The organism is Hyalangium gracile (assembly GCF_020103725.1).
Classification (GTDB): Bacteria; Myxococcota; Myxococcia; order Myxococcales; family Myxococcaceae; genus Hyalangium; species Hyalangium gracile.
The window spans coordinates 336,402-359,499 of sequence record NZ_JAHXBG010000002.1; the positions used below are offsets into that span (position 1 = coordinate 336,402).

The 23,098-nt window shown below is 69.7% G+C and carries 20 protein-coding genes; 12 read left to right on the forward strand and 8 right to left on the reverse strand.

The features are described from left to right. Positions 1–97: 97 nt before the first annotated feature. On the reverse strand, positions 98–622 hold the full coding sequence (locus KY572_RS04945; RefSeq protein ID WP_224241002.1) for an ankyrin repeat domain-containing protein: 525 nt from the start codon (positions 620–622) through the stop codon (positions 98–100). Positions 623–657: 35 nt separating this feature from the next. Continuing rightward, the gene (locus KY572_RS04950; protein ID WP_224241003.1) at positions 658–2,130 is read right to left on the reverse strand and encodes a catalase; all 1,473 of its coding nucleotides are present in this window, start codon (positions 2,128–2,130) and stop codon (positions 658–660) included. A gap of 156 nt (positions 2,131–2,286) precedes the next feature. Between KY572_RS04950 and KY572_RS04955 the strand changes: the two genes are divergently transcribed. From KY572_RS04955 to KY572_RS04975, 5 genes are read left to right on the forward strand one after another with little or no spacing between them, the layout of a single operon-like run. Beyond that, entirely contained in the window at positions 2,287–3,540 is a 1,254-nt protein-coding gene (locus tag KY572_RS04955; RefSeq protein WP_224241004.1) for a cytochrome-c peroxidase, read from the forward strand. Position 3,541: 1 nt separating this feature from the next. After that, entirely contained in the window at positions 3,542–4,663 is a 1,122-nt protein-coding gene (locus tag KY572_RS04960) for a metallophosphoesterase family protein (protein WP_224241005.1), read from the forward strand. Positions 4,664–4,675: 12 nt separating this feature from the next. Next, positions 4,676–5,452, forward strand: coding sequence for a c-type cytochrome (locus KY572_RS04965; RefSeq protein ID WP_224241006.1), 777 nt, complete (start codon positions 4,676–4,678; stop codon positions 5,450–5,452). A gap of 21 nt (positions 5,453–5,473) precedes the next feature. Beyond that, entirely contained in the window at positions 5,474–6,034 is a 561-nt protein-coding gene (locus KY572_RS04970) for a sigma-70 family RNA polymerase sigma factor (protein WP_224241007.1), read from the forward strand. Continuing rightward, positions 6,031–6,846 carry an anti-sigma factor family protein gene (locus KY572_RS04975; protein WP_224241008.1) on the forward strand — a complete coding sequence of 272 codons (816 nt, stop codon included), beginning with the start codon at positions 6,031–6,033 and terminating at the stop codon, positions 6,844–6,846. Before KY572_RS04970 ends, KY572_RS04975 begins: the two co-directional genes overlap by 4 nt. Positions 6,847–6,875: 29 nt before the next feature. Here the strand turns inward: KY572_RS04975 and KY572_RS04980 are convergent, their stop codons facing one another. After that, entirely contained in the window at positions 6,876–12,104 is a 5,229-nt protein-coding gene (locus KY572_RS04980) for a patatin-like phospholipase family protein (RefSeq protein ID WP_224241009.1), read from the reverse strand. Positions 12,105–12,164: 60 nt separating this feature from the next. Between KY572_RS04980 and KY572_RS04985 the strand changes: the two genes are divergently transcribed. Then, on the forward strand, positions 12,165–12,659 hold the full coding sequence (locus tag KY572_RS04985) for a YbaY family lipoprotein (RefSeq protein ID WP_224241010.1): 495 nt from the start codon (positions 12,165–12,167) through the stop codon (positions 12,657–12,659). A gap of 25 nt (positions 12,660–12,684) precedes the next feature. Here the strand turns inward: KY572_RS04985 and KY572_RS04990 are convergent, their stop codons facing one another. The 3 genes from KY572_RS04990 to KY572_RS05000 form a co-directional block, all read right to left on the reverse strand. Beyond that, entirely contained in the window at positions 12,685–13,512 is an 828-nt protein-coding gene (locus KY572_RS04990) for a TIGR02452 family protein (RefSeq protein ID WP_224241011.1), read from the reverse strand. 137 nt (positions 13,513–13,649) lie between these two features. After that, positions 13,650–15,350: a hypothetical protein gene (locus KY572_RS04995; protein ID WP_224241012.1), complete on the reverse strand. Its 1,701-nt coding sequence runs from the start codon at positions 15,348–15,350 to the stop codon at positions 13,650–13,652. A 382-nt stretch (positions 15,351–15,732) separates the two neighbouring features. Next, positions 15,733–16,227, reverse strand: coding sequence for a MarR family winged helix-turn-helix transcriptional regulator (locus tag KY572_RS05000; RefSeq protein WP_224241013.1), 495 nt, complete (start codon positions 16,225–16,227; stop codon positions 15,733–15,735). A 69-nt stretch (positions 16,228–16,296) separates the two neighbouring features. Here KY572_RS05000 and KY572_RS05005 point away from each other — a divergent pair, with 69 nt between their 5' ends. Then, positions 16,297–16,695: a nuclear transport factor 2 family protein gene (locus KY572_RS05005; RefSeq protein ID WP_224241014.1), complete on the forward strand. Its 399-nt coding sequence runs from the start codon at positions 16,297–16,299 to the stop codon at positions 16,693–16,695. A 216-nt stretch (positions 16,696–16,911) separates the two neighbouring features. Next, complete coding sequence (locus KY572_RS05010) at positions 16,912–18,621, forward strand: ATP-binding protein (protein ID WP_224241015.1); 1,710 nt, start codon at positions 16,912–16,914, stop codon at positions 18,619–18,621. A 39-nt stretch (positions 18,622–18,660) separates the two neighbouring features. Here the strand turns inward: KY572_RS05010 and KY572_RS05015 are convergent, their stop codons facing one another. Both KY572_RS05015 and KY572_RS05020 read right to left on the reverse strand, forming a co-directional pair. Then, complete coding sequence (locus tag KY572_RS05015) at positions 18,661–20,175, reverse strand: hypothetical protein (RefSeq protein WP_224241016.1); 1,515 nt, start codon at positions 20,173–20,175, stop codon at positions 18,661–18,663. After that, positions 20,172–20,960 carry a hypothetical protein gene (locus KY572_RS05020; RefSeq protein ID WP_224241017.1) on the reverse strand — a complete coding sequence of 263 codons (789 nt, stop codon included), beginning with the start codon at positions 20,958–20,960 and terminating at the stop codon, positions 20,172–20,174. The genes KY572_RS05015 and KY572_RS05020 overlap by 4 nt, the downstream gene beginning before the upstream one ends. Before the next feature lie 36 nt (positions 20,961–20,996). Between KY572_RS05020 and KY572_RS05025 the strand changes: the two genes are divergently transcribed. From KY572_RS05025 to KY572_RS05040, 4 genes are read left to right on the forward strand one after another with little or no spacing between them, the layout of a single operon-like run. Then, positions 20,997–21,404, forward strand: a complete 408-nt coding sequence (locus KY572_RS05025) for a hypothetical protein (protein WP_224241018.1) — start codon at positions 20,997–20,999, stop codon at positions 21,402–21,404. 35 nt (positions 21,405–21,439) lie between these two features. Continuing rightward, positions 21,440–21,775, forward strand: coding sequence for a hypothetical protein (locus KY572_RS05030; protein WP_224241019.1), 336 nt, complete (start codon positions 21,440–21,442; stop codon positions 21,773–21,775). Between the two features lie 5 nt (positions 21,776–21,780). Next, positions 21,781–22,770, forward strand: coding sequence for a hypothetical protein (locus KY572_RS05035; RefSeq protein WP_224241020.1), 990 nt, complete (start codon positions 21,781–21,783; stop codon positions 22,768–22,770). Continuing rightward, positions 22,767–23,087: a hypothetical protein gene (locus KY572_RS05040; protein WP_224241021.1), complete on the forward strand. Its 321-nt coding sequence runs from the start codon at positions 22,767–22,769 to the stop codon at positions 23,085–23,087. The genes KY572_RS05035 and KY572_RS05040 overlap by 4 nt, the downstream gene beginning before the upstream one ends. The last annotated feature ends 11 nt before the right edge of the window (positions 23,088–23,098 follow it).

Sequence of the window (23,098 nt, forward strand, 5' to 3'; positions counted from 1 at the left end):
TGCCGGGCCTCGCCTCGGGCGTCGAGAGAAGCTCACTGCTCCAGCAAGCGCACAGGCTCGCCGCCATTGGCGCGTCGCACCAGCCTCCGCCCCCGGACTACAGGTTGGCGAGCCGCGCCTGGGTCCGCTGAGCCCCCATGGCCCGCGCGTAGTCGAGCGCCGTGCGTCCCCCCTCATCCTGGCGCCCCGGCGCCGCGCCCCGAGCGAGCAGCAGCTCGAGCACCTCCAGCCGATCGAACATGGCCGCGAACATGAGGGCCGTCTTGCCATCCGGTCCCGCGCCGTCGACCTGGGCGCCGTGGTCCAGCAGCAGTTGCGCCGTCGCGACATCCCCCTTGAAGGCCACACCGGCCAGCGGCGTCTGCCCCCGGTCGTTGGTGCGCTCCGGATCGGCGCGGTGCGCCAGCAGGAGCCGCGTGGCCTCCACGTGTCCGAGGTAGCTCGTGAGCATCAACAGGGAGTCTCCTCGCTCGTTGCAGACGTTGACGGGGACGCCCACCTCGAGGAGCCAGGCCAGGCGGTCCACCTCCCCTGCCCTCGCGCACCGGAAGGACTCCCGGGCCAGGGCCATCACTTCGGCGTCGATCTTCGTCGCGGGCGAATCCTGAGTCTGTGTCTTCATGGCAAGGTCCTCGGTTCGAGAGTGGAAGAAGGGAATCAGCGAGACTGCCGGCGCTTGTGGACGGCCGTCGCGACGCGGGCGCCGTACTCCTCGTCGGCGTTGCGGAAGTGGGAGACGCAGCGAGCGATGATGTCCTCGCGGCTCACCTGCGAGAGGCTGCCCGCGATGTTCGCCACGAGCCGCTCGCGCTCCGCCTCGCTCATCACCCGGTACAGGGCGCCGGCCTGCACGAAGTCGTTGTCCTCGGCGTGGCGCACGGGGATGTAGGTACCGGAGACGCCCGAGACGGAGACGCCCAGGCCCGAGCTCTCGTTCGTCTGCACGGGGCCGTCGAAGCTGTTCGGCTCGTAGTTGCGGCTCCGGCCTCCGTTGCCGTCGAAGCGCATGGCGCCGTCACGGCCGTAGTTGCGCGCGCCGCCCGGAACGCCCTTGGGCGAGTTCACCGGCAGGCGCGTCCCGTTGATGCCCAGCCGGTAGCGCTGCGCGTCTCCGTAAGCGAAGAGGCGCGCCTGCAGCATGCGGTCCGGCGAGGGGCCGATGCCCGGGACGAAGTTGGCGGGATCCATCGCCGCCTGCTCCACCTCGGCGAAGTAGTTGTCCGGAGCCCGGTCCAGCACCATCCGACCCACCTCGATGAGCGGGTAGTCCTTGTAGGGCCACACCTTGGTGAGATCGAACGGGTTGAAGCGGTAGTTCTGCGCGTCGGCCTCGGGCATCACCTGCACCTTGAGCGTCCACGAGGGGAACTCGCCGCGCTGGATCGCCCCGTACAGGTCCCGCTGGTGGTACTGCGGATCGCGTCCGCCGATCGCCTCGGCCTCCTCGGAGGTGAGGTTGCGGATGCCCTGGTGGGTCTTGAAGTGGAACTTCACCCAGAAGCGCTCACCCGCCGCGTTCACCCACTGGAAGGTGTGCGAGCCGAACCCGTCCATATGACGCAGCGTGGCGGGGATGCCCCGGTCTCCGAAGAGCCAGGTGAACTGGTGCGTGGCCTCGGGCGAGTACGAGAAGAAGTCCCAGACGTTGTCGGGCTCCTGGCAGTTGGTGAAAGGGTCGTACTTCTGCGAGTGGATGAAGTCCGGGAACTTGATGCCGTCACGCAGGAAGAAGATGGGCGTGCTGTTGCCCACCACGTCCCAGTTGCCGTCCTCGGTGTAGAAGCGGACCGCGAAGCCGCGTGGATCCCTCGCGGTGTCGGGCGCGCCCCGGGAGCCGGCCACGGTGGAGAAGCGCACGAAGACCTCGGTGCGCTTGCCCTCCTGGCTGAAGAGCTTCATGCGCGTCCAGCGCGCCACGTCCGGGTTCGTCACCTCGAAGTGGCCGTAGGCGCCAGAGCCCACCGCGTGCACCACGCGCTCGGGGATGCGCTCCCGGTTGAAGCGAGCCAGCTTCTCGATGAGGTGGTGGTCCTGCAACAGCACCGGCCCCGTGGGGCCGGCCGTCTGCGAGTGCTGGTTGTCGGCGACGGGTGCGCCGGCTTCGGTGGTGAGATGGGAACGCGTGGTCAAGCGGCCTGCTCCTCGTGGGTGGGTGACGCCACGAAAAGTAGAGAGGGCGCGCTGATTTGCCCAAGACATCGTTCCGATGACGCTGATAGCACGCGACTATCAGCACCCCTCCACGGAATAAATCGCGCGAAGGGAGTTCATTTTCATGAGGTGACCATGAAAGCGATCTCCTTCGCAGGCGCGCTCACGTTGGCAACCGTGGCGTTCGCGGGTGACAACGCCGCTCCCCCGCTCCCACTCGGACTCTCCCCCAAGCTCTACGAGCTGACCGTTCCCAAGCCCCCTACCCCGGCCCAGGTGGCGCTCGGGGAGAAGCTGTTCAACGACAAGCGGCTGTCCGCCGATGACTCGGTGAGCTGCGCCACCTGTCACGACCCGGCCAAGGCCTTCGCCGACGGCAAGGCCCAGGCGGTAGGCATCAAGAACCAGGTGGGCCAGCGCAACAGCCCTACCGTCCTCAATGCCCTCTTCCTGGCCACCCAGTTCTGGGACGGCCGGGCCGGCACCCTCGAGGACCAGGCCAAGCTGCCCATCCTCAACCCCATCGAGATGGGCATGCCCTCCCCGGAGGCCGTCGTCACCAAGGTGAAGGCCATCCCCGAGTACAGCGCCGCCTTCAAGCAGCTCAACGGCCGCGACGTCACCTATGACGACATCGCCGCCGCCATCGCCGCCTTCGAGCGGACGAAGCTGTCCGGCAACGCCCGCTTCGATCGGTTCCTCGCGGGCGACTCGAAGGCCTTCTCCGCCCAGGAGAAGCGCGGGTGGGCCCTCTTCAACGGCAAGGGCCGGTGCAACTCCTGCCACGCCGGCAACGCCGTCTCCCCCCTCTTCTCCGATCAGAAGTTCCACAACATCGGCATCGCCGCGCACAAGCAGGACTTCGTGCAGCTCGCCTCCGAGGCGATCCGCGTCGTCCGCGCCGGCGATGAGCAGCAGATCGACCGGCTGGCGCTCGAGACGAAGTTCTCCGAGCTGGGTCGCTTCCTGGTGACGCGGAAGGAGAACGACATCGGCTCCTTCAAGACGCCCACGCTGCGCAACATCGGAGTGACGGGGCCGTACATGCACGACGGCTCGCTGACCACCCTGTGGGACGTGATGGACCACTACAACAAGGGCGGCATCCCCAACCCCTACCTCGACGGGGGGATGCAGCGGCTGGGCCTCACCGAGCCGGAGATCGACGATCTCGTGGCGTTCATGTTCGCCCTCACCTCGGACGACTTCCAGGCCCTGGAGAAGAAGGAGTTCGCCCGCCAGCGCGGCCTGAAGAACAAGCGCCCGGAGCGGGACACCGACGCGGCGATGGGAAAGAAGGGCAACCTGGGCGATCTCGCCCCCAACCCCGACATCAAGAACCCGGCCGATGTGGGGCTGTACGGTCCGGTCGTCAAGGCGGAGAAGTGACATGCGCAAAGGCGTGAAGAGCATCGAGACGAAGCACTACGAAGAGCGCGACTCCTTCTTCGACGGGCTGCGGCGCATGGACCGCCGGGGCTTCATGCGGCTGGCGGGCCTGTCCGCCGGCATCGCCGCCGCCAAGGGGCTGGTGACGCCGCAGAGCTTCCAGCTCATCAGCGTCGCGGAGGCGGCCCCGAGCGCCAGGCCGAAGTTCTCCTTCGCGTACATCTCGGACTCGCACCTGTACAAGAAGGAGCTCAACGACCGGTTCGTGCGCTCGCTGGTGCGCGCGGTGGATGATGTCAACCGCCTGGATCCCCAGCCGGACTTCGTCCTCTACGGCGGCGACCTGGCGCAGCTCGGCCAGAAGGAGGAGCTGGATCTCGGCAAGCAGATCCTCAAGAGCCTCAAGGCGCCGGTGAAGATGATGGTCGGGGAGCACGACTGGTTCCTCGACATGGGCGAGCACTGGCGCGCGCTGTTCGGCGAGCCGCAGTACTCGTTCGATCACAAGGGCGTCCACTTCGTCACGCTGATGAGCGTGAACGAGAAGGACTTCTGGACCGCGCGTGGCATGACGCCCATGGAGCGCATGCAGACGGTGGCCGGCCTGGACAACGGCCTCCAGTCGCGCTTCGAGGTCGGCCAGCCCGGCCGCGAGTGGCTCAAGGCGGACCTGGCCAAGGTGGACAAGAACACGCCCATCGTCGTGTTCAGCCACTCGCCGCTCTACAAGTACTACAAGCCGTGGAACTTCTGGACGGACGACGCCGACGACGTCCAGGCGCTGCTCAAGCCGTTCAAGAACGTCACGGTCATCCACGGCCACACGCACCAGATGCTCTCGAACCAGATCGGGAACATCTCCTTCCACGGCATGCTGTCCACGGCGTGGCCCTGGCCCTACGCGCCCGAGGGGCTGCCGTCGCTCACCGTCCCGATGAACCGCCCGGACCCGTTCAGCAACTTCGACGGCTGCGGCGACGGCCGCATGGACGTGCTCGAGGGCGGGCTCGTCGACAAGCTCTACAACCTGTGGGACCGCGATCCCGTCACCGTGAAGGCCACGTACCTGGCCAGCAACGGCAAGCAGGATCGTCCGCCCTCTTCTCGGCTCCCCCCCTACTAGGACCTGGCGATCATGCACGTGCGAAAGACTCTCAGCCTCGCGGCGCTCGGACTCGGGATCGGCTTCGGTGGCCTCTCCACCTGGCAGACGGCCTTCGCCGAGACCCCCGCCCAACCCAAGCACAACGTCCCCCGCTCGAAGGACGGCGACGTCGTCATCGCCCTGTGTGACGGCGAGACGACTCTCGAGGTGGACGGCGTCAAGGATCCCTCCGCCATCTCCCGCAAGCAGGCCCAGGACATCTCCGACCAGCTGATGCTGCAGTGGCGCAAGAAGAACCCGGACGCCAACTGGGATCCCCCGGGCCAGCTCGTCGCCCAGGCCAACCCGCCCACGCCTCCCGCCGCGGCCAACGCCCCGGTGAAGAAGGAGGGCGTGACGGCCTCCTCGAACCCCGACCAGGCGGCCCGCCGCGCTGCTTCCAACACCCAGGACGGCCACACCTACGGCGCCTTCAGCGCCCGCGACGAGGCCATCTGGAAGGAGTCCACCGAGCAGGCCGTGCGCGAGGGACACAAGGTGTTCCACGACGCCAAGACGCTCGGCAGCACCGTGGCCATCTCCTGCGACATGTGCCACCCGGACGCCTCGAACACGCACCCGGAGACGTACCCGAAGTACCAGGTGCAACTGGGCCGTGTCGCCCTGCTCCGCGATATGATCAACTGGTGCATCGAGAACCCGGTGCGCGGCAAGCCGCTGGCCGAGGACGATCCGCGGATGAAGCAGATGGAGGCCTACATCATGGCCCAGCGCAAGGGCGTGAAGATGGAGTACGGCAAGCACTGAGGAGGCACGCGACACCTCTGCATGTGGAGACGACGGCCCCAGCCCACGCGGGATCCCGCGTTCGATCGTGAAGCGCTCGGCCACCTGGCCGCGCTCCATGACACGGCCTTGCGTCTGTGCGGTGACGCGGCGGAGGCGCAGGACCTCACGCACGACACGTACGTGAGGGCGCTCAACGCCGCGGACCGCTTCGAGCCGGGCACCTCGCTCAAGGCGTGGCTGCTGACCATCCTGCACAACCTCTTCCGCACGCGGCTGAGGGACAAGGGCCGCCACGCCGAGCTCGAGCTGGACGATGGGTCGGCGGAGGTGGCTGTTGCGCCCACTGGCGAGGAGGTGTGGCACGCCGTCACGAGCGCTCAGCTCGACTCGGCGATGGAATTGTTGCCACCGAAACTCCGCGAGGCGGTGGTGCTGCGCGATCTCCAGGGTCTGTCGTACAAGGAGATCTCGCAGGTGCTCGACCTGCCTGTCGGAACCGTGATGTCACGCCTCCACCGGGGCCGGGAGGCGCTGAAGGCGAGCCTGGTGCCTCTGATGCAGGGCGAGAGCGTCCCGGCGCACAAGCGAGATGTGAGATGACGGTGTCCTGTGACAGCGTGCGGAACTGGCTGTCGGCCTGGATCGACGGCGAGCGCACCCCGCTCTCGTCGGAGGATTTCGAGCGCCACCTCGCGGAGTGCGCGGACTGCGACAAGGCGGCGCGCACGCTGCGTGGGTTCCTCCGCACGGTGGCCTCCGCCTACGTGCCCGCGGCGGTCCCCAGCTCCCTGGAGGCCTCCGTCCGCGGCGTGGCCCGGCGGCGCTCGGCCCTGAGGCGGTTCGCTCCGGTGATCGCGGCCATGAGTGCCGCCGCGGCCGTGGCGCTGGTGGTCTTCACCCTGCTCCGCCCGGCGCCGGTGCAGGCGGCCTCGCTGGCGGAGGCGGCGGCCTGGGCGCACGAGGGCCTGGCCTCCGGTGTCCTCCCGCTGGACGTGGAGGGCGGCAACGCGACCGAGCTGTCCCGGTGGCTCACGGAGCGCGTGGGCTTCCAGGTGGTGCTCCCGAAGCTGGAGGACTCGACGCTCGAGTTCCACGGCGGCCGGCTGGTACCGCTGGAGGGTGCCTACGCCGCCGTCGTGAGCTTCGAGCGCAACGGAGAGCCGGTGAGCCTGGGCATCGCGCCCCGGCACGCGGAGGGCAACCTGGCGGACGCTCCGCGCACGGAGCTGTTCCGGAACATGAAGTTCTCCACGCGCACCGTCCGCGGCCTGAGCGTCATCAGCTGGAGCGAGGGCTCGCTGAGCTACGCGCTGGTGTCTCGCGTCCCGGCCACCGGGCGCGCTTCCTGCGCGGTGTGCCACGGGGCGAAGTCGGGCCTCAAGAGCGTGGACGAGTTCCACGGGATGCGGTGAGCCTGGGCACGCAGCCCAGGCCCGCGGCCTCAGTCGTCCGGCAGCTCGATCCGCGATGAGGTGACGTACCGAGTGCGCTCCCGCGCCGTGAGCTCCTTGCGTCCAGGCAGCGCCTCCACGCAGCCCGCCAGCGTCTCGAAGTCGACGGGGTGCAGGCGCAGCTTCGCATCACGGCCCATGGCCGCCACCCACTTCCCGTCCTCGGTGAAGGCTCCCCAGAGGAGCCGGGTGGTCTCGGAGTCCAGCACGGCCGACGTCACCCACTCCTCGCCCGCGGGCCGCCAGAGGTGCGCGCGGCCCACGTCATCCGCGGAGAACAGCGTCGTGCCATCGGAGCTCCAGGAGAGGTGATCGATGGGATGGCGCCGATGCTGCCCGCTGGCGATGAGATCGTCCCCATTGGTGTCCCAGAGCGCCACCGCGCCGCTCTCGTCGCCCGTGGCGAGCAGCGCCCCGGTCGGATTCCACGCGAGGTGCTTGATCGGATACCAGTGCTGAAGGGTCAGCACCGGCCCTCCCTCGGAGGGCCCGTCGGCGCCCACGCTGTAGAGCCGGACGCGTGAGTCGTTGCACGCGACGGCGAGCACGTCCCCTCGCGGGTTCCACGCGAGGTTCCACGTCCCGTCCGACTCCTCGCCTCCCAGGAAGGTCTGCCCGTCCTCCTGCTCGGGATTCCACAACATCACCGAGCCGCCCCACGCCACCCAGCGGCCCAGCGCCAGGCGCTTGCCGGAGGGATGCCACGCGATCTGGGTGGGCAGCAGCCCATGCGGCATGTGCTCCGCGATGAGCTTCCAGGTCTTCGCATCCCAGATGGACAGGCGGCCCTCTTCCCGCAGCGCCACGCGGGAGCCGTCCGGGCTCCAGTGGACGTAGACGTTCTCGAACCAGCCTTCCTCCCACTTCTTCGGGAGCGGCTCGCCCGGGCTCCAGGGCCTCAGCTCCCAGCGCTTGCTCGAAGGGTTCCGCACAGGGAGCGCGGCCTGCCGCAGCTGGGGATGGAAGACGCCCCAGATGAGGCGCCCCTCCGCGGGCAGCGGCAGCTTCACGCCCTGCGCCGGCCAGTGGAAGTCTTCCGGGCTCTTGCCGTGAGGCTTCCGGGCGGTGAACTCCTTCCAGGAGCACCGCACGGGCCCTCCCTCCGTGGGAGCCCACACGCGCGTGCTCCCGTCGACGCTGGCGGTGGCGACGTGCTTCCCATCCGGGCTCCAGCCCGCCTGGAGGATGAGGCCGGAGTGTCCCCCGAGCCACGCGAGCTGCCGGCTGCTGGCGATGTCCCAGACGCAGGCCGCATCCCCGCCCCAGGTCAGCGCCAGCTCCGGCTGCTTCGGGTTGGGAAGGATCTGCTGCATCGCCCCCTCTCCCTCCACGCGAAGCACCGTCATCAACCGCCCCAAGGCGTCCCAGACGTGCAGCTCGCCCCGGTCGGGCAGCGTGCCCAGCAGCTGGCCGTTCCGGGTCCACGCCACCTGGCCAACGCCCAGCCCGTGCGTCTCGAGCACGAGCGGCTCGGAGCCCGCGCCCGGGCGGAGGATGCGCGCCCCCTGCGTCCCACCCACCAGCAGCGCGCTCGCGTCCGGGCTCCAGGCGAGCACCCTCGCCCCTGGGAACGGGAAGCTTTGGAGCTTCTCCAGGCCCGCCTTGCCGACCTTCCAGACGTGGACCTCGTCACGGCCCACCGTGGCGAAGCGCAGTCCCGCAGGCTCCGGCGCCCAGGCCGCCTTCTCGACGTGGCCGACCCCTTCGAGCCCCGCCGCCATCCCATACTGGGACGCCTTCTTCCCCAAGGGGAACGCCGCCGCGGAGCGGTTCTCCTCCGGGCCATACGTATGGCCGGCCGCGAGCAGATGCGCGCCCGTCGGAGAGAACGCGAGCCCCCACTGATCCCACGTCCCCACGCTCCCGTGGTTCCGCGGGGTGAGCCCTTCGGGCGAGGTCTCCCAGAGGATGAGGCCGGAGTCGCTCCCGCTGCTGGCCAGCAGGCGCCCATCCGGGGACCACGCCAGGTGGCTGACCTGGGGATCGCTCCCTCCGGGATGGGCATCGACGGTGCAGAGCGGCTCCTGCCGCGTCACGTCGTACAGCACCAGCGAGCCGTCCTTGTACCCCACCGCGATGCGCTGGCCCTCCAGGCTCCAGGCGAGCGCCGTCGCGGCGACCTTGGAGTCGAAGCGGCGCACCAGCAGGCCCCGGTGATCGAGCACCGCTCTCAGGAGCCGATCCGTCTCGCTGGAGCGATCGAGCCGCGCGATCTCCAGCGCGAGCAGCCGCAGAAGCTCGGGATCGCCCTTGCCTCGCAGGCGCTCGAGCTCCAGCTGCAGCCGGCGGACCTGGGCATCCACCAGGGCCTTGCGCAGCACATCCTTGCGCTCGCGCAGGGCGTTATCGAGCCAGATGGCATACGCCGCCTCCACCTCCGCGGTCTCCACCTGCTCCAGCGACACGCGGCTGGCGGCGCCCTTGAACCCCTCCATGACCCTGCCCGCGGAGGTCAGCGTGGAGGACTGGGGCACACCCGCGGCGATGAGGTGCTCGAGGGCGAGCCGGGCCCGCGCCTGCGCCTCCTCCCGCGTTCCCGCCGTGGCGACGACCTGGAACGAGGTGATGTCCTTGCGCTGCTGGAGGAAGTCCACGAGCTCGGCGAGCACGGTGCGCTGGCACAGGGGCTCGATCCCGGTCTCCGTGAAGAACACCAGCTCGTTCAGGTCGACGCGGCGCTGCTCCTCGCGCCACTGCACGAGCGAGACGGGGTTGTTCAGGCGCGAGCGCCACAGCGCCCGCACCTCGAGCAGGGCCTGGCCGAGCTCGAGGCTGTCCTCGGCCTCGTCGACGATCTCGCGAGCCCGGTCGAGGCCGAACATGGTGGCGGAGTTGTACTTGGGGCTGTAGACGACCACCTGATCCGCCTGGGAGATCTGGGACTCGCCAGCCGCGCGGCCGATCAGCGTGAGCATCCGGAAGGAGTCCTCCACGCGCAGCCGAGGATCCACCTGGTTCCAGAAGGAGCGCATCAGCGGGAAGCGCGAGAAGCGGCGACCGCGAGGCCTCAGCCGGGGGATCGGGTTGGAGGCGATGAGCAGGTCCGCGCCCTCGGCCCGGAGGACGTTCACCGGCACGTTGGCCACGAAGCCGCCGTCCAGCAGGCGCCGGTTGCCCAGGAGCGTGGGGCCCATGACGGGCGGGAAGGAGCCGCTGGCGCGGATGCCATAGCCGATGGTGCCCTGGCGCACGTCCCACTCCACGCCCGCATCCGAGTCCACCACGACGGGGAACAGGGGCACCTCGAGCTGGTCCAGCTTCACCGGGCCGAGGATGGCATCCAGCCACCACTGGACGCCCAGGCTCGACACGACGGCGAGCGGGAAGGCGGCGGCCACCAGGGGCCAGTAGGTCTGCATCAGCTCCAGCCCTCGGGTGCCGGCGGCGCTGTAGAAGGCGCCCACCACCGTGCCGAAGCTGGAGCCGGACACCATGTCCACGGGGATGCGCTGCGAGGGGTCCACCTGCGTGCCGTGCTCGCCCTTCGTGATGGAGCCCTCGAGCATCCGCGCCAGCAGGGCCAGGTGCACGTAGCCGAAGGCGCCTCCACCGCCGAGCGCCAGGCCGATGCGGCGGTCGGTGACGGCCCGCGCCCAGCGATCGAACGTCTCGCGCAGCTCCGGCTGCTCGTCCGACAGCTCGCCCATGGGGCCCACGCCCTCGTTCCAGTCGGCTGGGAAGCGGACGCGGGCGGTGCCCATGGGCCAGGTGGGCCGCTGCTCGACGGGCCGCATCAGCTGGCCCAGGTGGCTGCGCATGGCCCTGGCCATCTCTCGCGCGCTCGCGGCGACCTGCCGGGCCGCCTTCACCCGCTCCGCGATGGAGCGTCGGCGCGTCACCTCGCGAAGAGACGTCCCGAGCCCCACGGGAACCTCGGGAGAGAGGATGCCCGTCGGGACGAGCTGCACCCGATCCGGCAGGGTGTTGGTGGGGGGAAAGCCCTCGGGTGCGCTGGCCAGGTACACCAGCTTGAGCGGCTCGTCGGGCCAGGGGGCCAGCTCCTGGGCGAGGATGTCGAGCACCTGCCTGCGCTCCGACGCCGGGAGCTCCGACACATCCACCAGCGTCACGTTGGTGCTCCCGGCGAGCCTGTCTCCCGCCCGTCTCCAGGCGAAGGCCTCGGGCCGCGGCAGCAGCCGTGAGCCCTGGGACTCGCCAGGGGACACCAGCGGACGGGAGAGCTCGGCCACCCAGCCATTCACGGTCCCCGTGGGCCGCCGGAAGCTCGGAGGCTCCCGGAGATCCACCTCCCTCTTCGTGACGCGAAGCACGAGCACGTGCTCCTGGAGGTGCACGGCGAGCCGCTCCGCGAGGCGCTCGCCCAGCAGCCGCAGCGCGAGCGGCTCCCGGCTGTCGAGCACGAGGATCTGGTGGGCCGCTGGCGGCGCCGGTGGCGGTGACAGCTCGGGGTTGCCCCGGTAGACGGAGCGTCGGAAGTCCGGATCCTTCTGGAGGAGCTGCCGGAAGTGCGTGCCGTCGATGCGGACGACGACGGTGCGCGAGCCCTTCCTGTCCAGCACCGCATCGCCCGCCATGGGCTTGCCCAGCAGGTAGTGCTTGTGCCCGATGGCCGCGGAGCCTCGCAGCACCGCGAGGCACTCTCCGGAGCGCAGGATCTGGCAGGTGCCCGAGAGCAGCAGGTAGAAGTCGGTGGGCACCCTGCCCCGCTGCATCAGCGTCTGGGCGTCCCCGTCCACGACGGAGGCGCTCTCGACGAGCCGGAAGAGGAACTGCCCGGGGACGTTCGCGAACCGAGGCTCCTCTCCCAGCGCGAGGACGATGTCCTCCGCCAGCAGCCCGGCCCGGTGCACCCGGCCCAGCCACTCCAGGAGGGGCCGCGGCACCTTGCCGAAGTCCCGCTCGCGCAGCTCGAGGAATTGCGTGGGAGCCACCACGAGCGCCGCGGAGCTTCCCGCCGGAGCGCGGGGATCGAGCCACCTGGCCACGGCCTCCAGGCCGTGAACACTGCCCATGCCGAGGTCCTGCGCGTTCCCGGGCAGCAGCCGCCCCTGCCGCCGCACCTGCACGAGGCCCGAGACGAGGAAGCGCACCGCGGGCGCGCGGGTCTCCAGCGCGGTGCCCGCCTCGACGTCGGACGGCACCAGCCGCTCCGCGAGCGCCTGGAGCGCGGCCTCGCTGCCCTGCTCCCGAAGAAAGCCCGCCAGCGCCGGCGCGGCCTTGAGGACATCCACCTTCCCCGCCACATCGAACAGCGACATCTCACGCCTCCGTGAATGAGGAAGCGCAGTAAAGCAGGTTTTTCCGGTAGGATGCCCGCCATGACCCGCCAGACACCCGTGCTCCTGGGATGCGCCGCACTGCTCACCTTGAGCGCCTGCGCTTCGACCCGATCGGCACAGCCAGACGAGACCCCTGCCCCCGCTCCCCAGCCCGCCCCGGAGGCTCCCGCCACGCCCGGCACCCAGCCCGTGGCGACACCGGGCGCCACGCTCCAGGTGACCGGAGCGGTGCGCTACCGCGAGCGGATCGCCCTGTCGCCCGAGGCCGTCGTGCAGGTCGAGGTGGTGGAGCTGATGCCCGACGGCACCGCGGGCACCGTGCTCGGAGAGCAGACCCTGCGCAACGCCGGGCAGGTCCCCATCGCCTTCTCGGTGGCCATCCCCCAGGAGCGGATCCGCCCCGAGGCCACCTACGGCGTGCGCGCCCGCATCACGGATGCGGGGCGCAGCTTCTCCACGCCCGCGCCCGTCCCGGCCATCACCCAGGGCAGCGTGAGCAGCGACGTGCAGGTCCTCCTGCGCGTGGGCGGCTGAGCCGAGCGCGTCACCTCGAGAAGGCTCAGGCGGCGGGCGAGCCGAAGCGCGCTCGGAAGGTCCGCAGGTTGGGCCCGTCGCCAGCGCGCTCGTAGACGGCGAACACCACCCGGTCGAAGGCTCCGGGCAGCGCGCTCAGCGCCGCGGCGAAGGCGTCGGCCGCGTCCGTGGGATCGTTGCCGAACGCGCCGCAGCCCCACGCTCCGAGCACGAGGGTACGGTGGCCCCGCTCCGCGGCGACCCGCAGCACCTTGAGCGCCCGGGAATGCAGCACCTCTCGGATGCGAGGCCGAAGGCCGGGCTCCCTGCGGAGGAGCTGGCCCGCGTTCGGCGCTGGAGCGGTGACGATGGAGACGTGGAAGGGTCGCTCCAGAAACCGCAGCTTCTCATCCCGGAAGAAGGGCACGCGCGGCGAGTAGATGAGGTGATCCGTATACAGGAGCGACCGCTCCTCCCGGTTCACCGTGTAGTAGTCCGGCTGGGTGATGAGGCAGGTGTAGAGCGCCGAGCACCGAGCGAGATCCTCCTCCTGGGCCTTCGCTCCGCGGAGGAAGCCGCCCCCTGGGTTGCGCGCGGAGGCGAAGTTGAGCGCGAGCACGTCCTCCACGCCCTCCTTCTCGATGAGCCTGCGGCTCGCATGTCCCGTCTTCTCGGAGGTCACCTCGACGCGCAAGGCACTCCCCGTGGAAGCAGGGGGCGCCAGCCGCTCGAAGTCCGAAGGCCGGTAGAGGACGGTGCCTGACACCGCGTGCTCCACCGACTCCTTCAGGGAGACCGTCCGCCCCGAGGGGGCCACGTACTCTCCCTGTTCCACGATGCGTACCGTCTCCTGCGCGACTCCCGCCATCGACATGACTGCGTCCCTTCTGGATGACACCCCGCGAGCACGTCCCGCGAGGGCTTGGTGTCACCTCAACACGAAGGTTCGCATCCGCCCCTGACGGCAACGGGGAGGCAGCCAGCGCATGCCGCCTCCCCGTCCGCTCCGAGCTACTGGTTGCAGCAGAGCAGCGCGTTGGGCTGGCCAGCCGGCGTGCGGCTCACACCGGCCACGTAGCGGCCCACGCCGCACTCACCCTTGGTGCCCGCGGCGTCCCAGTTGCCGGAGTCATCCGTCTCCCGGTTGTCCGCGCTCCCGAAGGCGACCGTAGTGCAGGACGTCGCCGACACGGTGGCCGGGCAGCAGAGGATGTGGCTGAACTTGTTGTCCGTCGTCTGCGCCACGCCCGCGACGTACTCGGTGGGCGAGCACTCGGCCAGGTAGTTGCCGGGATCCCAGTCGCCAGGCTTGGTGGGCGTCGCCCCGCGATCGCTGCCATTGAGCACCGTGCGGATGGTGCACAGCGGGAAGGTCGGCGTGGGGTGCTTGTAGCGGCCCGAGTCGAGCGGATCCTTGTAGCAGATGCCCATGCGCGCCCAGCCGTTGGCCACGGACTTGGACAGGCCCATGATGCGCTCGCCGGGGGCGCACTCGCCCTTGTAGTAGCCGTAGGCCCAGTCACCCGCGGACGTGGAGCGCAGGGTGTCGCCGGTCTCGAAGGGCACGTTGAAGTAGTCGCCCTTCACCCAGCAGGCCTCGGGGTTGGTGCTGCCCATGCCGCCCGCCATGCTGCGGAACTTGTTCCAGGCCGCCGTCTTCACCAGGTACTTCTCCGTGGTGGAGTCCCACACGGAGCGCAGGCCGAAGCCCTCGACGGCGTCGTCCCGGTAGTCATACCAGATGGCGTTGGGGGTGACGTTGCTTTGCACGAGCGCATCCCCCGCGGCCGCCATGGCCGCCGCGAGTTGCAGGTACGGCGGGCTGCCGGTGGGCAGGCTGTTGACCAGCGTGCAGTTGTCCACGCCCGTGCAGGAGTTGCCCGAGACGACCTGGAAGCCGAACTCGGTGGCGAACAGCTTCGAGCCCGTGGTGCCCGTGGCGGTGTTCACCCGGTTGGCCACGGTGACCAGCCCGTTCTTCACGCTGTTCTTCCAGCCGGTGAAGCACGTGGTGTAGCCCGCGTTGATGCAGTTCACATCCATGTTGGCCGGGTTGTACGGATGGATGCCGAAGAAGTCGAACGGCCGGCTCCCCGGGAAGCCCGTGAAGGCCGCCGACGTGAAGAACGGCGTCCAGAACGGCTCGGTGGTGTACGTGTTCAGCACGCCGCCGCTGATGAGCAGCTCCGCGCGCCCGTTGCCCGTCTTCCAGTTCCACGCCTGGCGCTGCAGCCACGCGAACGCGTTGGGCGCCACGCGGAAGCGGCTCACCCCATCCGGGCAGAGGTTCTCGGTGACGTTCGGCTCGTTGCCGATCTCGTACGCGTCCGCCGCCGCCGTGCCCGTGAAGATGGTGGTCGCCAGCTCATTGAGGTGCGTCACGTAGCCGCTGGTGAACGCGTCGATCTCCGCCTGGGTCGTCCCGCCGCAGTAGCGCGCCGGCACCACCACCACCACCTTGATGTTCTTGGCGTGCGCCTTCTGCACGATGCGCCGGTAGGTGTCCGCGTCCACCCCGGGCACGTCCGCCTCGATGCGGATCCACTTCGCCCCGAGGTTGCTGAACTCGCAGATCGCCTGCTCGGAGAAGTTGCTCAGCGGCTGGTCGCCGGAGACGTAGAAGTTGCCGGTGGCAATGCCCAGGGACACCCCCGTCAGGGCACCCTGCTCGGAGGTGCCCCACTCCCCGTCCTCGCCCAAGTCCTCCTGCACGGGCCCACACGCCCCCAGGACGGCGGCCGCGACCACCGAGGCCTGCCACCATTTTCTCGTCCTGCTGAACTCTGTCTTCACTCTGCGCTCCTTGGCTCCGGGTGGAGCCTTTACGGGGGAAGGGACGGTCGGCTCACGGGGTGTGAGGGCCGCTGCCCTGGATCGCGTGCCTCCGATACCTCAGGCCGTTGTTCCCCTTGGGAAAGGAAGATGCCTGACGCAGCCCTGGCACAGCGGCACCATGGTATTCAGCAAAGCGAGACACCACAAGACCAAATCCGGGAATTTCCAGGAAGTCCACGTAAATACAGGGTTTGCGTGTTATCGCTGATGACGCGGCTTCGCGCCCCCCTCTCGGGGACAGGGCTGGGTACGCGCTGACTCAGCGAGGAGGCCGTACACGGCGGGCGCGCACGGCCTCGGCGCCTCCCAGCGAGTCGAGCACCCGGGCCAGCAGCTTGCGAGCGTCCTCGATGGCCTTGCGCCCATGGCTGCGCTCGAAGCGCCTCTCCAGCTCGGCCCGCACCGCCCGCCCCTGCTCCACCGCCGCCAGGCCACGCGCCGACAGCTTCACCCGCCGCACGCGCGCGTCTGGCGAGGGGGTGTCCTCGATGAAGCCCAGCTGCTCCAGCTCCGCCACCGTCTTCGAGGCTGCCTGCTGTGTCACCTCGAGCAGCGTGGCCAGCTCGCTGACGGAGCGCGCGCCTGCGAGCAGGTGCTGGAAGACGAAGCCGTGCGAGTGGCGCAGGCCCGTGAAGCCCGCGGCATGCAGCTCCTCGAGCGTCAGCTCGTTCACTCGCATCCCCACGAAGAGGGCCAGGTAGCCCAGATCCAACGCCTCCAGCCTCACGGCCGAGCCTTCCGTCTCACGTGCCATGCCCGAACCTCTTGCATGCACAACCACGGTTGTGCAACCTTGGTTGTGTATCAACCCGAGGAGGACGCCATGAGTTCGCCGAACGTCGAGACCGCGCTGCGCTTCGTGAAGGCCGTGGAGCAGGGAGCCACGGGCAGCACCCTGATGGAGTTCTGCCACCCGGATGTCTCCCAGCACGAGTACCCCAACCGGCTCTTCCCGAACGGGGCCCATCGGGACGCCCAGGCGCTGCGCGCGTCCTCGGAGCGCGGGCAGCAGGTGCTCTCCTCGCAGCGCTACGAGGTCCGCAACGCCGTGGCCGCGGGGGACCATGTGGCGCTCGAGATCGACTGGACGGGCACGCTCGCCATCGCCCTGGGAAACAAGCCGGCGGGCAGCACGCTGCACGCGATGATCGGCCAGTTCATCACCTTCCGAGACGGCCGCATCGCGTCGATCCGCAACTACGACTGCTACGATCCGTTCTGAGGGCTCCGGCCGCGAGGCCCGCTCCGCGTTGTACTCGAGTCGGAGACGTCCGTCCGCCAGAATACAATCGCGCCGAAATGTTCCGCTCTGAGTGTCCGCCGCATTTCCATCTCCTTACAATGCGAGGCACGGAGGGGGGGCCGTACAGGTGGCGCCATTCCATACCACCGCCTCTGGGACATCGAGAGACCTACACCTCCTCCCTGGAGCGGAGCCATGAGCACGTTGCATGAGCCGGTACTGCCCGCGAACGAGCGCCTGTGGCAGGCACTGAGCGGGGTCCAGACAGCCTTCCTCCAAGAACAGCCAGCGCCGCGGCTCCTCGATCCGCTGCTGTCGGCGCTGCTGGAGCTGACCGGCAGCCAGAGCGGCTTCATCGCCGAGGTGGTGCGCGGTCCCCAGGGGAAGGCGTCGGTGCAGCCTCTCACGCTGACGAACCTGCACTGGGCGTCGGGTCCGCGGGAGCTGTACACGGGCGAGGCCTCTCGGGGCCTGAGGTTCTCCGCGCTTCAGAGCCTCGTTGGCGCCGTGCTGCTGACCGGTCAGCCCGTGGTGTCCAACCACCGGCTCACGGAGGAGGCGCCGGGAGGCCCCTCGGAGGAGCCCTGGGCGCTGCGCTCCTTCGTGGGCCTGCCCATCCACGCGGGCCAGGAGCTGGTGGGCATGGTGGGGCTGGCCAACCGCCCGGGGGGCTATGACGACGCCGTGCGCGCCTTCCTCCAGCCGTGCCTGGCCACGTGCGGCGTGCTGCTGGTGGGGCTGCGCTGCGAGCGACGCAGGCGCCACGCCGAGGAGGATCAGCTGCTCTCCGAGGCGGGCTTCCGCAACCTCATGGAGCATGCTCCGGACGCCATCGTCATCCATCGCGAGGGCAGCGTGATCTTCGCCAACCCGGCGGCCGTCACGCTGCTGGGCCTCGCCAGCCCGCTGGAGCTGCTGGGCCGGCCGGTGACGGAGTGCGTCCAGCCGGGAGAGGAGGCGCTGCTCACCGAGCTGTCCACCTCCCCTGCCCCGAGAGAGGTCCGGCTGCGGCACCGCCAGGGTCGGCCGGCGGTGGGCGAGCTGGTGACGGTCTCCCTGCTGTTCGAGGGAGCGCCCGCCGTCGCGTGCATCGTCCGGGATCTCAGCGAGCGGCGGCAGGTGCACGAGCGACTGCTCACGACGGAGCGGCTGGTGTCGCTGGGCACGCTGACGGCGGGGATGGCGCACGAGATCAACAACCCGCTGGCCTACATGCTCAGCAACCTCAACTACCTGAACGACGAGCTGCATGCCCTCGTCGAGACCGGGGAGTTCCTCACGGGCGAGCGCGCCCGGGAGCTCCTGGAGGCGCTGGAGGAGACGCTCAACGGGAGCCGCCGGGTGCGGGACATCGTGCGCAACCTGCGGCTCTTCTCGCGCAGCACGCCGGACCAGCAGGGCCTGGTGGATCTCTCGGCCCTGCTCGACTCGTGCGTGAACATGGCGTGGGGAGACATCAAGCACCGCGCGCGGGTGGTGAAGGACTACGCGCCGGTGCCCCCGCTCTACGGGAACGAGTCCCAGCTGGCGCAGGTGTTCCTCCACCTGATCCTCAACGCCGTGCAGGCGCTGCCGCCCCAGGGCGGAGAGTCGGGAGAGATCCGCCTCTCCACCCGGCACGAGGAGGGGGTGCTGATGGTGTCGGTGCACGACACCGGGGAGGGCATCCCGGAAGAGGAGCTGGATCGGCTGTTCGATCCGTTCTTCACCACGAGGTCCCCGCGCCAGGGCACGGGGCTGGGCCTGTCCATCTGCCACGACATTGTCAAGACGCTGCGAGGCCACATCACGGTGGAGAGCCACCCGGGCCGCGGGAGCACCTTCCGGGTCTTCCTGCCGACCAACGTCCTCACCCAGCGCCCCACTCCTCCGGAGCCTCCAGCGCGCCATGCCGCCACGGGCTGAGCCCGAGCCGGAGCGCTGGGGCAGCCCGCCGGGGAACCGTCAGGGCAGCCGATCGTAGTCGAGCTCGGCGCCCACCGCGCCGGGGAGGAGCTCGACCTCGCGCTGCCGCATGTGATGGACGAGGGCCGGGAAGAGCTCCAGCAGGTTGTCGGAGCGCACCACGGGCGGCAGCTCGCGCTCCTCGGAGAGCAGGGCCGCCACGCTGCCCAGCCGATCCATCGCGCCGTGGCTGCCTCCCGTACCCACGCCGTTGAGGCTGGCGATGGGCGCCTGGTAGCCCACGGACATGAACGGGTGGCGATAGGACACGATGATGTCCGAGGGGTACTGCACGCTGATGGGCTCGAAGGCGGTGCGGGCCCGGAAGAAGAAGTCCGGGTAGGTGCGATCGACCGTCAGCGAGAAGAGCGCGTCGTCGCCGAAGAGGCCGTAGGGCGCCCCCTCGTTGAAGGTGACGGGGATGTCGAGCGCCGCCCAGTCCAGGTTGCTCGGCAGCACGTAGGAGTCCGTGGCGACGTCATAGCCGAAGCGCGCCACGAGGTTGCCCTCGCGCCAGACGCTCACCCAGTCCAGGCCCTGCGGAAACTCGGGCCCCGGCACCTCGCCGCGCGCGAAGACGAGATCGGCCGCCGAGCACGTGGAGGCCCGGCGCGCCACCTCGGCCACCCAGTGCGGGCGGGCGTGGATGGCCACGTAGGTGACGCGGGTGTGGAGGATGGCGATCGCGGCGGGGCCCTCCTCCTTGTCCGCGTCCTCCATGGACTCCACGGTGACGACGCCCGCGTCCTCGAGCTGATCGCGGAAGTCCACCACCGTCTCCTCCGGCTTGGGGATGCCGTCGATGCCATGGTCGCCGAAGAAGGTGAAGATGAAGGTGCGCTCGGGGTGATCGCGCTTGAACTTCTCGATGCGCTCGCTCAGGGCGACGAGCACCTCGACCATGTCATCCTCGGAGCGGATGTGGCCGATGACGTCCGTCTCCAGCAGGTAGGCGGTGAAGGTGTCCTGGACCTGGCTGCGGCCGGCCAGGGCGGCGAAGACGTTGTCGACGCCCTTGTAGTAGCCGTAGACGGGGCGATCGTAGCTCCAGAGCGCGTCCAGGTAGGCGCTCGCGTGGTAGTCGAACGCCCGGTAGTACGCGGGCGTCTGGGCATAGGTCGGCAGCGTGAAGGGCAGCTCCTCCAGCGGCGGGACGAGGTGCACCAGCAGCCCGCCCAGGGCCTTGTTGTAGACCTTGTCCTTCACCGGATCGTAGTGGCCGAACTCGTACCCGGCGAAGCGCTGGGTGTGGAAGATGCGCGTCCAGCTGGAGTCGCTGGTGGCGGGGAACATGGCGACGAAGCGCGAGAGGTTCGCGTGGGGGAAGGCGCCCCGCTCGCGCGCGCGCACGACGGCGCTGTGGGAGAGCCCATCCATGCCCAGGTACACGCGCACCACGGGGTTGAGCGACGGCTCTCCCCGAGCGGGGATGCTGTTCATCATCGCGTAGTGCTCCCAGTCACACGCGGACATGGAGAGCACCAGCAGGCAGAGCGCGAAGCGGGAGCGCCTCACAGGTAGATCCCCAGGGCGAGCAGCGGGCTGGTCTGCCGGCCATCCTCGAAGAAGCGATAGAAGTAGCCGACCTGCGCCTCGAACCAGCCCCGCCGGTAGCAGTAGGAAGCGCCGAGCATGTTGAAGTCATGGTCCCAGAAGCCCACCTCGCTAGCGTGGGCGCGGACGGAGTGGTGCTTGAAGGCCAGGAACTCGGCGACCAGGTTGGTGCCAACCACCAGGCGATTGCGGTAGGGCCCATTGTCGAACATGCCCATGACCGTGGCGGTGCCGTGGAGGTAGAGCCAGGGGAAGACCTGGTACGAGGCCGTGGTCCCCACGGGCACCACGGTGAGGAGGATGTCCCGGGTGTCCAGGCGGGAGATGTAGTTGCTCGAGGTGAAGGCCTCCCCCGACCCGGGCAGGAAGACGAGCACCTCCGCATGGGCGGCCACCGCGAGCCGCTCGGTGGCCAGCAGGCGCAGCTTCGCGTGGATGTTGGGCGCGCGGAAGACGAAGGACAGCGGATGGACGCCGAGCTGCGCCACGCCGAAGAGGCCGAACTCCGCGTTGCTGGTGCCCAGATACAGGCCCTTGTGGGGCAGCACCCGGCCGGTGTTCTCCCAGAGGGGGTAGAGCGAGGTGAGGATGGGGGGCTGCTCCTCGGCGGGCGCGGCGGATGCGCTGGCCGGAGTCGCGGCCTCGGGAGTCTGTGGAGAAGGAGGCTCCGCCCGGGAGACGCCCGTGGAGAGGAGAAGGCCCAGGATGACCAGGGATGGGTGCACGCGACGGGACGGGTTCTTCACGGCGTCGCATACAAGCGTGCGCTTTTCTCGAAGGCAATGACGGAGCGCGTCGACCCACACGGTGGCACGGCCACTGCCATGCGGGCCACGGCTCCCCTGCCCTTCATGGGCGGGAACCCAGGCCAGCAATTGATTAGTGTCTCCTTCGTGATCGGCCCATCACCGAAGACCTGTGTCGCCTGCGGGCGCCACCTTGCCGCGAGCGAGGTGTACTACCGCTTCACCCTCACCCTGCAAGGCGAGCAGGACATGCTGGACGGTCCCGGGCGAGGGAGCACCGTCGAGCTCGCCGCGATCATGAAGCAGCTCGAAGAGGGGCCGGAGGATGCGCGCGAGTTGGAGGAGCAGGTCCACTGGGAGCGCACGGGGGTCATCTGCAGTGCGTGCCGCTCCGTGGTGGTGCGCTCGCTCGAGCGACCGCCGGGGGAAGCCGGGCCGCACTGAGCCATCACGAACCGTTGGGTGTAGGCTCCCTTCTCATGAAGCGACTCCTGCTGACCGCCACGCTCGTCCTGTCCTCGGTTGCCTGGGCCGACGTCCCTCCCGCCGATACGGCCGGATGCTCGGGGAAACAGGAGAGCGCGAGCTGCCAGACCGATGCCTCCAAGGACGGCACCTGCCAGACGTCGAAGTGCTGGCGGAACGACTACAGCAACGGCCCTCCGCCGAAGTCCGTGGAGTACGACTGCCTCAAGTGTGTGGTCTCGCCTCCAGGCGCCAAGAGCGGCGGCTGCGCGGCGGCTCCGGGGGCGCCTCTCGCCCTGGCCGCGCTCCTGGCCGGGTGGTGGACTCGCAACCCGCGTCGGCGCGCATGAGCGCGGTGGAGACACTCCTCGCGCCCGCGGATGCGCTGCGCGCGAGGCTGTATCGACTCCTCGCCCCGTGGGCCGGGCCTCTCTTCGCGGACCGGGAGCGCCGCGTGGCATGGCTCGGAGTGGTGTACGTGGCCCTGGCGTTCCTGGTCACCCTCACCGCGCCGCTCTGGAGCCTGGCGCTCGGTCCGCTGTTATTGGGCGTGCCCCACCTGGTCTCGGACGTGCGGTACCTCGTCGTGCGCCCGGGGCTGCACCGCAGGAGGCTCCTCGCCGGGCTGTGCGCGGTGCCCCTGCTGGCGATCGGTCTCGGCGCGGGACCTGCGTTCGGCCTGCTCGCGATGCTGGTCGCCATCCTGGGAGCGCGAGGCTCGTGGCTGCGCAAGGGGCCGATGCTCGTGGGCTGGGCGGTGCTCAGTGGAGTGGCCCTCGGCTTCGGGGCGGGCTTCCAGCTGGCCTTCGCCCACCTGCACAACGTGATCGCCGTGGCGCTCTGGTGGTGGGCCTGGAGAGCCCGGCATGGGCGGGCGTGGGCCGTGCCGCTGCTGGCCTTTCTCGGGACGGTGGCGCTGCTGCTGGGAGCCGCGGAGCCGGTGCTGACGGCGCTGGGAGCCTGGACGGCGCCCGGGACAGGCTCCTCCTTCACGGAGCACGCGCAGGTCCTGGCGCCGGGAAGCGGGCCTGTGCTGGCACTGCGGCTGGTGCTGGCGTTCGCGTTCCTGCAGTCGGTCCATTACGGCGTGTGGCTGCGGCTGGTTCCAGAGGATGACCGGACCCGCGCGGCACCCAGGCCCTGGCGAGCTTCGTGGCGAGCCCTGGAGACGGACTTCGGCGTGGTGCCGCTGGTGCTGTTCACGACGCTGGCGCTCGGGATCGCGGCGTGGGGAGCGGTGGATCTCGCGCAAGCCCGCATGGGCTATTTGCGGCTGGCGGGGTTCCACGGCTACCTCGAGCTTGCGGTCGGAGCGCTCTGGCTCATCGAGGGGCGGCGGGTGTGAAGGCCTGGCTGATTGCCTTCGCCTTCACGCAGGTGGTCGAGGTGCCCATCTACCTGCGGGCCGGCGCTGGCTGGCGAGCGGCCATCCTCGCCAGCACCTTCACGCATCCGGTGGTGTGGTTCGGGTTCCCGGCACTGCGCGTGCTGGGCCTGGGCTACTGGGGGACGGTGCTCCTGGTGGAGTGCTTCGCGATCGGCGCCGAGGCCCTCTGGCTCACCACGCGCGGCGTGCGGCGCGCACTCCTGTGGAGCCTGGTGGCCAACGGCGCGAGCGTCGCCCTGGGCCTGCTGTCACGAGCGGTCCTCGGCTGGCCCTGAACCGGTACCGA